A 12,996-nucleotide genomic window follows, 5' to 3' on the forward strand; every position below is an offset into this window, starting at 1 on the left:
TCTTTCCATGTTTGGGTTTACGTTTAGTGTAAACCTATTTCAGGACAAGACACCCAAACCTGGAGCGAGTATTTACTCGTGCCTGAATGAACCTTGTATCCTCACTATTACCCAGGGCGTCAATGTGCTGCTGCCAATTGTGTGGCTCTGAGAAAAAGCACGACCTTTCTGTGCTTGGGTTGATTGATTGATCCAGTTCAATCTCAAAATCGTAGATGCAGGCAAAGCATTTCGCCCCACCCCCCCTCTCGCTCGCCTCTGGCAAGTAAGTGTGAGCTATTAGGGGCCATCCTGGCCCACGGTTATGCGGGTTGTAATAAACCCGGAGGCGAGACGCCTCGGGATAGCTCACGCTCGCGGGACACGAAGCGAGAGCAATCGGCTACTAAGGCGAGTGGAACGGGAGGAAGCACGTCAATTTGCATTCAGGAAGCCATCGAACGAAACTGAAGAACCAGGACGCTGGAAAGACAAATCAACAGGAAAAAGACAACCCGATCACTGGATTGATCTAAAAGATATTTTTCAACAATTTCCATATAAAACTGATTATATAGGTAAGTCGAAGGACACCGTACAGGCGGAATTTACCTCCATCCTGACCTTAGCTCAACCCCTTATTTCTGATAGTTTATTCACTTGGAATAACAGGTAAACCCCACTCATCTCCAGACTTGGGAAAACAGGGAGAAAAACGCATTCAAGCGTAGTTACAGTTTTAATTTATTGAGTACTTAAGCACTATTTTATGTTGATAGTCTATCGGACACTTTTGGTCTGTATTTTTTGGATGTTATTATCCTGTGTTACAGCACGGGCACAATGCCCCGGCCTTGATTTTTCTGCCTCCAAGTTAAGGGCTTGCATATTCGACCCCATTGAGTTCTATCCGGTTAATGTTCCTCCGGGCAGCCAGGTGGAGTGGGTGGTAGGTGTTGACACAGTTCCGGCTACCGACACGCTCAACTGGATTTTTAACAGGACCGGAGTCTTTGATGTGGAATTGATTGTGACCAGTGGAGGTACTCCTTGCAAAGTGCGGAAGAACCGGATGGTGACTATCGGGACTCCAGTGATAAACCCGCCAATTCATGTTCCATCAAAAATCGTATGCAGCCTTGACGATTCATTGCGCATAAGCAACAATACACCGAATGCCCTATACCGCTCATGGAGTATTGGTTCGCGGTATTATCCTGATACTTCAGCAACCATCTACCATTCCTTTACCAGTCCGGGATATTACAGGATTAACCTGAAGTTGGTTGACAGCAATGGTTGTGTGGCCTTGAATTCTCTGGATTCCATCCTGGTCCTGGAGACACCCAGCCTGGTCATTAACCCTTCGGATACCGGGCTTTGCACTGCTGATGTTGTAGACTTCTCCTTTTCTTCAAGTCCCAATAGGGTATACTCTAATATTTTGTGGGGCCTGCCCGGAGGATCGCCCTCCACTTCTACGGCTACTGCCCCAACTGGGATCGTTTACAGCAATACCGGCAGCTACAATGTATCCCTGGAGGTAACGGATACCTTGGGCTGTGCCTATAAAATTCAGGAGGATTCCCTGATCAATGTCGGGACGCGGCACATACTGGATATGCAGCTTAGTTCGCATTACGTATGTACCCAGGAAAAGCTCTCGGTACACTCCAACTTTTCCGGGCTGGACCCAAGGAACCTGGCGTGGACGCTGCCTGGCGCATCAATAGATAGGGGCAGTTCCCAACCAGATTCGCAGGTATTCTCCTATGGCAGTGGCGGGAAAAAAGCAGTGGGCCTGCAATACAGCGACAACGGCTGTATGTCTGACACCGCTGATACTGTGCATGTGGTGGTGCTGGCAGCAAATTTTGAGGCCGACAAAACGTGTGGTTGCAAAGTGCCCCTGAACGTAAATTTCAACCCTAATAGCACGAACTATAAAGGCTCCGGTACCCTGGCGTTTGCCTGGAATTTTTATGATGGGAACAATGGGACTGCTTTGGATAGTTCAACCCAAAGAAACCCCTCCTTTAACTTTCCCATAATGGGTATGCACGATGTGCAATTAACTGTAAGCGATGGCCTTGGCTGTACGAAATCTATCCGTAAAAATGACTTCATCCGCATAGACTCCCTGAAAGCCACTATTTCAGCCAGCCCAGCCACGGTGTGCCCCGGACAGCATGTTACCTTTTCCACAAAGGCCGACTCCACATGTCAAAACGGTCTTGCCAGTTTTTCCTGGCGGTTTTATGATCTGGATGGCACCACCCTCCTAGGCACTTCAAGCCTGGACAAACCCATATTCGCATATAATAATCTGAGCGAGTATCCGGTAAGCCTTGCCATTACCAATCAGGAAGGTTGCAGTGACTCTGTAATGGTGCCGGGCGTGGTGACCGTGGGGAACCTGGATGTGGACTTTTTTGCTGAAGACACCATAATGTGCAGCGGCTCCGGGACGCGCTTTCATATCGTGGATAGCAGTGGCATCCCGGCAACGGCCAACTGGACCATTACAGAAACATCCACCGGGAATGTTGTAGCGAATACAAGTGAAAAATCGCCCAAGGTTTTATTTCCTGATCCAGGCACCTACACGGTAAAGCTGATGGTGCAGGTGCCAGGCAGTTGCGCTGATTCGGTGGTGAGGACTGGCTACATCAGGGTAAATGGCATATCGGCCAATATCACAGCCGCTGATACGGGCGGATGCCTTCCTTTTAGCACGACATTACAAGCCAATATCACAAACCGCAACATTGGGGGCAATGCAGGAAATGTGACCATAAACTGGATACGTTCCGGAAGCGGCTCTCCACTCACCTACGGCAATGACACTGCGACTACTACCTCTGCTAGCATAAGCGAAACAGGATGCTATGATGTAAAGCTACAGGTCTCCAATTCAGCAGGATGTACTTTTACGGATGATCGCACGGCCTTTCTCTGTGCCGGGGTCACAGCCAGGTTTACAGCCCCGCCCCATGGATGTTTAGAGGAGGGTTTGGAGCTTGTCAATACTTCGTCTGTCAATGCTAAAACTTTTGCCTGGGCCAGCTCACGCAGCGAAGGCCGTTTCCTGCCGAATGACAGTGCAAAAAACCCGGTTTTTGAAGCCAGTGCTGACGGGCTATATGAAATATCCTTGATTGCCACGGATACTTTCAACTGCAAGGATACTTTCTCTCAAAACCTGATCATTGACCGTTTTGAGGCTGATTTTATTACCCCTGATACCGGGGGACAGTGCTCGCCTGCCTTTATCTCTTTCGAAGTAACTGCTGCAGGTGCCGACAGTTTTTTCTGGGATTTTGGTGACGGGCACACCCTGGAAACTACCCAGATGATAGCGAGCAATTTATACGACCTTCAGAATGCTGATTCCCTAAACAACTATTATGATGTAAGCCTGGTGGCGAAAAGCACGAGTGGATGTTTTGATACCATAGTAAAGCCCGGGTTTATTAATGTAATTGGCCCGTTCGTAAAGTTTGCTTATCTTAATAAAATAGGCTGCGAACCGCTGGAAGTGCAGTTTGCGGATTCAAACCAAAGCGTCTTGAGCTTCCTGTTTGATTATGGCGATAATTCGCCTATCAGCAGCAACAAAGTCACCAGCCACATTTACACAACGCGCCCCAACGATTCATCAACCATTTACCGGCCTACGATCATTGCCACGGATAATAAAGGCTGTGTACGGCAATACACACCTGATGACAGCATCGTGGTGTACAAGCAACCAACGGCCGGGTTTACCGCCTCTGCGACATCCGGTTGCGCACCCTTGGTTGTAACGTTTACCAACACATCCTCTGAGGGCCAGACATATTACTGGGATTTTGAGAATGACGGGATCATTGATGATTCAACCGAAAATCCCGTACATGCCTTTGAAGCCGGGCTACATACGGTTAAACTCGTGGTTGAAAGCCAGTTTGGGTGCAGGGATTCAGTTATTGTCCCGCAACTGGTCTCTTCCTATGCCAACCCTACGGCCAGGATGGACATGGATACCACAGTGGTTTGTTTTCTGGCAGATGTGATTTTCTATGATGTGTCTTCAGGGGCAACTCCGCTGGTACAGCGCTGGTGGGACTTTGGCGACACTACCCTTGCCAGTGATACTTCTTCAAAAAAGAATGCGGTTTACAATTATATCGCGCCCGGTTTTTATGCCCCCACACTTGTGGTGGAAGATGCGAATGGCTGCCGCGATACCCAGGTATTTTCTTTCGTGGAAGTAGTGGATACTGTGCCCCTGCCATATTCCGGGCTACGTTATGTGAGCGTTAGTGCCAGCAACCATGTGGAGGTGGTTTGGCCGGACGAAAATATCCGGGGATTTAAACATTACCTGATCCACAGGGAAGGGCCAGGTGGTTTTCAGCCCCTGGATACTATGGCAGACGAGGCCAGGACACAACTCCTGGACACTACCGCAAATCCCCGGGATGGGAGCATTTGCTATGATATTCAGGTTCAGATCAACTGCCTCACCAAATCCCTCGCGGGGAATGACCACTGCACCGTTTGGCTTCAGGCAAAAAAGGGTGCTGAACGGCAAGTGGACCTTGAGTGGACACCATACCAGGGATGGCCGCAGGAGGCAGCTTACCGGGTTTTCCGCTCAGATGGAGGAATGTTTACGGAAATAGCTTTGCTGAACGGCACCGGAACGACCTATACCGACCCGAACCTGTGCGGTATGGAATACTGCTACTATGTGGTGGCCTATCATCCATTGGGCTACGCTTCTGCCAGCAACCGTACTTGCATCACCCCCGATTACCTAAGGCAGGAAACCCCCTTGCAGCTCCACAGGACCACCGTGCAGGACAATGCCGTAACCCTTACCCAATGGGAGCGGGGAGAGGATGCCAACCTCAGTCGCTACCTCGTGGACCGTTACTCACAAAATGAAGGTTGGGTGCCCAGCTATGCAACGACCGAGGATAACAGGTTTGTTGATGACCAGGCGCAGGTACACCGGCAACCATACTTGTACCGGGTACGGATGGAGGACGATTGCGGTGAATCCAGCCCGGCCAGCAACTCCGGCTCTTCCATCCACCTTTCTGTAACTGACCAGAATGATACGTTTTTTCTCAGGTGGACGGCCTATCGCGAATTTTTGCAGGGTGTGGAGAAATACTTTGTGGAGAAGCAACAAACAGATGGCTCGTTTAAGGCCTTGGCCATTGTGCCTCCTATTGATACTGTTTTTGCGACCACGGATGTGGATGTTTTCACCACCAACGGTTGCTACCGCATTACGGCAGAAGAAAACCAGACAGGCCGCATCAGCCGATCTAATATTGACTGCGCCACGCTCCGGTCAAGGATGCAGGTTCCTTCGGCATTCAGTCCAAACAATGACAGCCTTAATGACCGATTCTACGTTTACGGTATTTTCCTTAAGGAAACCGGACTTGACGAGGCCCGCGATTTTGAACTGTCCATTTTCAACAGATGGGGGGAAAAGATTTGGACCACCCGAAACCTTCGCGAAGGCTGGGATGGGACCTTTAAAGGCCAATTGGTACCGGAAGGAGTATACTTCTACACCGTGAGCGCCATAGGTGTGGACCAGCGACCCTTCTACATCAAAGGGACGGTGACGTTGAGGAGATAGGGTTGTCCTAAGCCTTTATGGGTAGAGTTATGGATGTGCCCAACGGGAAATATTCCCATTGATGAATTGCTACTTCGGGATTACAAGGTGATAATGATTTTGAATATGTAGATTTCTCTGCTTTGAAGCGGGGCCAGCGTAAAATTGCGAAACTTCGGGTGTTGTACTTTTGATACTTTCAGGAAAAGGAGTTTATTTTTAAGGCCTCAAAAGCGAAAGAATGAGTGAAGAGAAACCCACATTGCAGAACCTTTACACCTAGGTAAGGCAAATATTAGAAGAAGCCAGGAGCAAAGTTTACCGGACGGCTAATATGGCCATGGTGCAAGCTTACTGGCACATTGGCAAATTGATCGTGGAGCAAGAGCAGGTGGAGAAGACCGGGCGGAATATGGTAAAGAACTTATCAGGCAGTTGTCCGAGAAACTGTCAAATGAATATGGGAAAGGCTTTAATACGAGCAACCTGTGGTATATGCGCCAGTTTTACAGCACTTTTGAAAAACTCCACGCAGTGCGTGGAGAATTAAGTTGGACTCATTACCGCTTGCTTTTGAAGATTGAACAAGAGGAAACAAGACAGTTTTACATGGAAGAGGCCATAGAATGCAACTGGAGCACAAGAACACTGGAAAGACAAATCAACAGCTTGTATTTTGAGCGTATGCTGATGACCAGTGAGGAAGGACGGCCAAAAGTGAAAATAGAAGCTGAGGACAGGAAAGAACCAATGCAGGCCAAGCATATCATCAAAGACCCATACGTGCTTGAATTCTTAGACCTTAAAGCCAACACTGATTTTTACGAAAAGGAGCTGGAGCAGGCGATCATTGATCAGTTGCAAAATTTTTTACTGGAACTTGGAAAGGGCTTCTCCTTTGTAGCGCGGCAACAGCGTTTTACCACTGAAAGTGGAAAGCACTTTTACATTGATCTTGTATTTTATAACTATATCCTGAAATGCTTTTTGCTGATAGACCTGAAAACCGGAGAGCTGACCCATCAGGATATTGGTCAGATGGATATGTAAGTGAGATATTATGAAGATCAAGTGAGGCAGGAAAACGATAATCCGACCATTGGATTGATCCTGTGTTCAGAAAGGGACAAGACTATTGTGAAGTATAGCCTGCTGAATGAAAGCCGGCAACTTTTTGCTTCCAGATACAAAACATACCTGCCCACGGAAAGACAGCTAAAGCGAGAGATTGAAAGAGAGCGGGAAATTGCGGAACAGGAGAACCGGCTGAAAGAGTAGGCTCTGAACCAGCCACCCTTATAACTTCTACGTTGGTGACGAAATAAATACTTTCGGTTCAGGGAATACATTATTGAGATTTTTACTGTCCGTTATTTTATTCATTGTTTTTATTAGTGCTCCGGTATCAGCGCAGGATTGGCTGTGGGCATTGGAAATTAAGGGAAAGCTACAAGCTCCGAGATTCTTTGGACATCACATAGAAAAGACCTCAAAAGGTAATCTTTTCATGGTGAGGAGCTTTCAGGACACATTGATGGTGGACAAGGATACGCTATATGCTCCGCTATTGGAAACTGACTTTCCCTTTTTTGCGGAATTTTCTACCTCAGGGAAACTTATTACCTGGAATATTCTGAATTCAGATATCACAGGTACTGTCCGCGGCTTTGCGGTTAAGGACGATCATCAGTTGATATTAGCAGGTGAGTGCTCTACTCCGCAATAACTTACACGAAGCTTTAAGCGGTTCCTGCAGCTCCCGATCCGGCGGTGCTGAAATTATTCCTTCCGGGATCTGCTGACAAAACCCTCAACAATCGTATGTGCGATTTAAGGGCATCACCAAACGAGGAGAATACTTTATATTGAATTCCATGTTTCTCAGCTATTCGCTTCACTATGGGCGATAGGGCCGGGTAATAGGCACTGCTTATATTCGGGAATAGATGATGTTCAATCTGGTAGTTTAGTCCACCCAGAAACGATTCCAAAAATCTTCCCGCCTTGAAGTTGACCGTTGTGCGCAACTGATGCTCAGCCCAGGAAACCGTATCAGAAGATGGCGCAATGGAGAAAGATGTGACCTCTACCTCATGTGCCACAAAGAAAACCAACGTCAATGAAAAGCCTGTAACAGTAACTAACAGGAAATAACCCAGGAGAAATTCTCCAATGGAGATTGGCATTACATATAGTGGTATCACTATCCAAACTAATAAATAGGCTACCTTAAAGCCAACAGCCTCCATTACCTTCCTTTTGTTTAATTTCATCTTTTCGCCATTCCGAAAATTTCTTCCCATTAAATTGAGCGTATTAAAATAATAAATAAGCAAGAAATAGAAAAGTCCGTAAATAATGAAAGCTGATAAAAGCTGGTAGCGGTGTAGCGGACGAAAAGCCGCGTATGGGCTTAAACGAAGCAATGCTGATTCTTTGATGTCCCCATCCAATCCGTGCACGTTTGTATAGGAATGATGGGCGCCATGATTAATTTTCCAGAGGTAGCTGCTCAACCCTAGTAAATCCATGGTATAACCACAATAGCGGCCCAGGCGCTTTCCAGGCATGGTACCATGTAGGACTTCATGGGCAATGTTAAATCCAATACCCGAAATGCAAAATCCGAGGAGAACGATAAGCGAAAAAATCCAACCGGAATGTGGGTTTGTATTCAGAATGATAATATATAAAGCTATTGTAATTGTTAAAAGGAGAATTGCCTTTTTAAATACCCATTTGTTCGCTTTTGTAGATATACCTTTCCTTTGGAAATAAGCCTTCACTTCTCGCCTCAGTTCAGCGTCAAAAGAAGTACTATGGTCAAATGTAAAAGCTTGTGTATCTTTCATTTTTGCGTTTACATTAATACAACTTCGCCTTTTTTCTTTCCCTTAAAATAAACTGGAGACCACATGACGGACTTCAGGATCAACCGGTTTATTTTTGAAAGATAAGCAGGCATTTTTCGCTCAATGTTTAGAAAAAGAATAATCCGAAATTCTTCAGTATTGTTTTGTACTGCATGGATATAGGTATCATCGAACAGAATTCCTGCGCCCGCTTCCCAGCACCGTGTTTCGTTATTTACCGTTATAAAGCATTCCTTGCTTTCTGGCACCAGCAATCCCAAATGATACCTAAGAATTCCTTTGAATTTTCCTGTATGTGGTGGAATGGTAACACCAGGCTCAAGAATGGAAAGCATGGCACAAGACACTTCCGGAAATTTTTTTAGCAAAGCTGTCGTCTCAGGCATTTGAGCGCAATTGTTTTCCCACCAACCCCCAAAAGCCTTCAGGATAAATGTCTTCCAGGCCGGACCATTACTAGTAGAAATCTTTCTGTTGGCACTATCTATTTGATGAAAACGCGGAATGTCATTTACCCTTGTCAAGACTTGCAGTGTTTCTTCCTTAATTGCTTGCCAATTTTCGTTTAGTTCTGAATGAGCCTTGAATACCTCTTCCGGTTGTTTGTAAATGGCTTGTGATTTTACCCGCCAAAAGATGGCTTTATGAAATAAGACCAGGAGCAGTCTTGACTCCACTATCCAGACAATGAGCAGAATTGATAAAATGATAACGAGATAAATCATGATGCTAAGGTTTACCAAACAAAATTTTCAATTTGTTCTTAACTGATGATTGTGCTTTCATGTCTCTGAAAATCTTCTTCATTTCATGAAATGTAGCCTCTAAGAAGTCATTATTCGGAATGTCTTCATCAATGCCATATTCCAATTCACCTTTTACCTCCTTAAATGTTCCAAACATTTTGTCCCAGATCAGTAAGGTCTCTCCTAAATTCTTGTTGTAGTTTTCCGGGGCAGAGGAATGGTGTACCCGGTGATGGGACGGAGTAATCAACATTTTTTCAAGAAATCCTAATCTTCCAATTAATTGGGTGTGTTGAATATAGGCCCAGCACTTGCCCAGCGAGTAAATTATTAAAAACATAAAGAATGGAAACCCGGCTAAAATAAGCGGAGCCCAGAAGAAGTAGCGATACACCGATTTCAAAACTCCAGCGCGCAATGCAACTGAAAGATTCATGAATTTTGAAGAATGGTGATTGACATGAATAGCCCAGAGAAACCTGACATGATGTTCGCTTAAATGCTTCAGATAAAATACAAAATCCCACGCGATAAAGCATAAAAGCCATACCCACCATTGATAACCTAACGCAAAAAAAGCAAAGCCGGACAGCTTGTAGAGAAAGTAGAGGGCTGCGGATTTAACCAATAAATCAAGTGCTAAACCAGCTACCGCCATTTTAAACGTACAACGGGTTTCCTCGCCATCATAGTAGTTTTCAATTCTATTCCTTGTAAGGTAATATTCCACGGCTACCCCAAGTACAAAAAGCGCTACGAGTGATGAAAGAAAGATTTCCATTATCAATTTATTTGCTGTTGGTCTGTTTTAAGGCTTGTTTGCCAGTGCAATAACTTCATCGAAATTAAAAAAAGGGCAGATGATTCCTTGGCAGGAATCAATAATCGGGGTATGATGTTTTGCGGAAAATGCTTCTTTGGTAATGGACCTGATAGCCGTGTAGCCCCATGAACAAAGTAGGTGGCAGGAAAATCCTTTTCATCGAAGTACCCGAAGGTATCAACCAGTTAAAGATCGTCCTGCGAATGCGGGTAATACCACAGGAAACCTGAAAGAATGCATTCCGTTACAGGACTATTTTCAGCGGATCAACTTCAGGAAAGGCCGCATGACCGTTCTTAGTGCCCGGCCATGAAGCTGGCCGGACAGAGTTCCGATTATACACACCGTAGGTCTCATGCAGGTTTTACTATATGTCCTGAATATGGAAATCCCGATGTTCAAAATCAGGTCTCTTTAATGTCACCCCCATTTCTCATTTTGGAGTTTTCCTGTTTCCTTTGCTTCCATGCAAAAGCCCGGTGCGCAAGCCGCCAACATCTTTTCGTTTCTATGGTTCATTTGGGCCGCTTTGGGTTTGTTATTCACGCTGCTGATTGCTTATCCTTCCTATCACCTTGCCTTTGCCTTTTCAGGAAAGGGCCGGAAAAGCTTTGCGTATACCATCACATATTTATGGGCGCAGGTGCTGATGCAGCTCTACCTGATCCGCGTAAAGGTGTACGCCAGGAAGATTCTCGACCGCAACGAGGCCTACGTTTTTATTTCAAACCACCGCTCTCAACTGGACATTCCGGTGTGCGCCCTGGCAGCAGGACCTCACCCCTTTAAGTTCCTGGCCAAAGCTGAACTTTCCAGAATTCCGCTCCTGGGAAAGATCATCAGCAATCTTTATATCCTGGTAAACAGAGGTACTAAAACTGGCAGCGCAAGAAGCATGGTACACATGGCACAGGCGCTTAATGAAGGGATCTCAGTCTTTATTTTTCCGGAAGGTACCCGCAACCAGGGGCCGCGGGTTTTGTTGGGATTTCAGGATGGAGCTTTTCGCCTGGCCATAAAGGCGCAGAAACCAATTGCGGTGCTGGTGATAGCCGGAGCCGGAGAAAGGTTTCCTGCCGGGCAAATGAAAAGCATTACTCCGGGTTATGTATATGCCCGCTGGTTGCCACCCATCCCTACAGCAGGACTAACCAATACTGACATTCCCCGCTTAAAGGAGCAGGTTCAACAACTAATGAAGACGGAACTTTTAAAATATCCATCAAAAAGATATTACCAGCCATGAAGGATTCACAGAAATTTTCAGGACAAATCGCAGATGTAGTGAATGGCAGGATATTCAGCGGCACCGTCACGGTTGAGCAAGGTTTGATCGCTTCCATTTATGGGCATCCCGTGGAAGAATCACAATTCATTCTGCCCGGACTTATTGATGCTCATGTACACATCGAAAGTTCAATGCTTGTTCCGGCAGAATTTGCGAGGCTGGCGGTGGTGCATGGTACAATTGGGACGGTTTCCGACCCACATGAGATCGGCAATGTGCTTGGCGTGGAAGGCGTGGAGTATATGATAGAAAGTGCCCGGCAGGTTCCATTCTATTTCAATTTTGGTGCGCCCTCCTGTGTGCCTGCCACCGGTTTTGAAACGGCTGGTTCCACTATTGGTATAAAGGAAGTTACAGAACTTCTGAACCGGAATGAAATACGCTATCTGTCAGAGATGATGAACTTTCCTGGCGTATTAAGTAACGATGACGAGGTAATGGATAAAGTGAAGGTGGCGCAAATGCTTCAGAAACCTGTTGACGGCCACGCTCCGGGATTGCGCGGCCACGATGCGCTACGGTATATTGAAGCGGGAATTTCCACAGACCATGAATGCTATACGTACGAGGAAGCGTTGGAAAAGCTGAAACATGGCATGAAGATCATCATCCGGGAAGGTAGCGCTGCTAAAAATTTCGAGGCATTGATCGGCCTGCTGGATCTGTATCCGGATATGATCATGTTTTGCTCGGATGACAAACACCCGGACGATTTACGCGATGGACATGTAAATGAACTAGTGAAGCGGGCCATGCAAAAAGGTATTGATTTCATGAAGGTGTTGCAGGCGGCTACATTGAATCCAGTCCGGCATTACGATCTCGAGTGCGGACTACTGCAGCCGGGCGATCCTGCAGATTTTATTTTAATTGACAATCCGGAATCCTTCAGGGTAAAGGCTACTTACATCCGGGGCGAAATGGTGGCCAGCGAAGGCAAAACGTTGCTGAAACGTTTTGCTGCAAAAATTCCGAATAATTTTACCTGCGATCCTGTAGAGATTCCACAATTGCAGGTTGCTGCCAAAGGAAAGGCCATCAGGGTAATAGAGGCGTTGAATGAACAATTGGTAACGGGAGAAGTGCAATATACTATACCTCCCAGAGCACCCTGGGTAGAGTGCGATACGAAGAGCGATGTGCTGAAACTGGTGGTATATAATCGCTATAAAAAGGCTGATCCGGCCATTGCCTTTGTAAAGGGTTTTGGGATGAAAAAGGGCGCGATTGCCTCAAGCGTTGCGCATGACAGCCATAATATCATTGCTGCGGGTGCAAAAGATTCAGACATTGCAAGCGCTATAAACCGGGTAGTGAAAGAAAGAGGTGGAATATCCTGGGCGGAGGGCGCGGACGGAGGTATTCTGTCGCTTCCGGTGGCGGGATTAATGTCGGATGGAGACGGTTTTGAAGTAGCCGCCAAATACGAAGCGCTTGATAAAGAGGCAAAGAAACTTGGCAGTAAACTATCATCCCCCTACATGACGTTATCGTTCATGGCATTGCTGGTGATCCCTGCCTTAAAGCTGAGCGATAAAGGACTATTTGATGGGAAGAAATTTGAATTTACCGACCTTTGGGTGGAATGAAATAAATAAATTAAAAAGATTTTTCAGGTCTGCAAAACGCAGCCAGGGCTCTAATTAAGGTATTTATGGTCTTAC

The 12,996-nt window shown here is 46.2% G+C and carries 8 protein-coding genes and 1 pseudogene; 6 read left to right on the forward strand and 3 right to left on the reverse strand.

The features are described from left to right. Positions 1-394 precede the first annotated feature (394 nt). The 4 genes and pseudogenes from WD077_08855 (at position 395) to WD077_08870 (ending at position 7,328) form a co-directional block, all read left to right on the forward strand. A complete protein-coding gene (locus WD077_08855; GenBank protein ID MEX0967335.1) occupies positions 395-655 on the forward strand; it encodes a hypothetical protein in 261 nt (86 codons plus the stop codon). Positions 656-790: 135 nt separating this feature from the next. Then, positions 791-5,623 carry a PKD domain-containing protein gene (locus tag WD077_08860; protein MEX0967336.1) on the forward strand — a complete coding sequence of 1,611 codons (4,833 nt, stop codon included), beginning with the start codon at positions 791-793 and terminating at the stop codon, positions 5,621-5,623. Positions 5,624-5,894: 271 nt separating this feature from the next. Then, positions 5,895-6,880, forward strand: a pseudogene (locus tag WD077_08865) (PDDEXK nuclease domain-containing protein). 229 nt (positions 6,881-7,109) lie between these two features. Beyond that, on the forward strand, positions 7,110-7,328 hold the full coding sequence (locus WD077_08870) for a hypothetical protein (protein ID MEX0967337.1): 219 nt from the start codon (positions 7,110-7,112) through the stop codon (positions 7,326-7,328). Between the two features lie 13 nt (positions 7,329-7,341). Here the strand turns inward: WD077_08870 and WD077_08875 are convergent, their stop codons facing one another. Genes WD077_08875 through WD077_08885 form a run of 3 tightly spaced genes read right to left on the reverse strand, consistent with a single transcriptional unit; the run spans position 7,342 to position 10,002 of the window. Next, complete coding sequence (locus WD077_08875) at positions 7,342-8,454, reverse strand: acyl-CoA desaturase (protein ID MEX0967338.1); 1,113 nt, start codon at positions 8,452-8,454, stop codon at positions 7,342-7,344. An 8-nt stretch (positions 8,455-8,462) separates the two neighbouring features. Then, positions 8,463-9,200, reverse strand: a complete 738-nt coding sequence (locus WD077_08880) for an aspartyl/asparaginyl beta-hydroxylase domain-containing protein (GenBank protein MEX0967339.1) — start codon at positions 9,198-9,200, stop codon at positions 8,463-8,465. A 4-nt stretch (positions 9,201-9,204) separates the two neighbouring features. After that, positions 9,205-10,002, reverse strand: coding sequence for a sterol desaturase family protein (locus WD077_08885; protein ID MEX0967340.1), 798 nt, complete (start codon positions 10,000-10,002; stop codon positions 9,205-9,207). A 508-nt stretch (positions 10,003-10,510) separates the two neighbouring features. Between WD077_08885 and WD077_08890 the strand changes: the two genes are divergently transcribed. Then, entirely contained in the window at positions 10,511-11,290 is a 780-nt protein-coding gene (locus WD077_08890; protein ID MEX0967341.1) for a lysophospholipid acyltransferase family protein, read from the forward strand. Continuing rightward, on the forward strand, positions 11,287-12,921 hold the full coding sequence (ade, locus tag WD077_08895; GenBank protein ID MEX0967342.1) for an adenine deaminase: 1,635 nt from the start codon (positions 11,287-11,289) through the stop codon (positions 12,919-12,921). Before WD077_08890 ends, ade begins: the two co-directional genes overlap by 4 nt. Positions 12,922-12,996: the final 75 nt, after the last annotated feature.

It is taken from the genome of Bacteroidia bacterium, assembly GCA_040880525.1.
Classification (GTDB): Bacteria; Bacteroidota; Bacteroidia; order CAILMK01; family JBBDIG01; genus JBBDIG01.

Coding starts and splice junctions, on each gene's coding strand:
- WD077_08860 (MEX0967336.1), top strand. CDS start 791: ATGTTATTATCCTGTGTTACAGCACGGGCACAATGCCCCGGCCTTGAT.
- WD077_08870 (MEX0967337.1), top strand. CDS start 7,110: ATGGTGAGGAGCTTTCAGGACACATTGATGGTGGACAAGGATACGCTA.
- WD077_08875 (MEX0967338.1), bottom strand. CDS start 8,454: ATGAAAGATACACAAGCTTTTACATTTGACCATAGTACTTCTTTTGAC.
- WD077_08880 (MEX0967339.1), bottom strand. CDS start 9,200: ATGATTTATCTCGTTATCATTTTATCAATTCTGCTCATTGTCTGGATA.
- WD077_08885 (MEX0967340.1), bottom strand. CDS start 10,002: ATGGAAATCTTTCTTTCATCACTCGTAGCGCTTTTTGTACTTGGGGTA.
- WD077_08890 (MEX0967341.1), top strand. CDS start 10,511: ATGCAAAAGCCCGGTGCGCAAGCCGCCAACATCTTTTCGTTTCTATGG.
- ade (MEX0967342.1), top strand. CDS start 11,287: ATGAAGGATTCACAGAAATTTTCAGGACAAATCGCAGATGTAGTGAAT.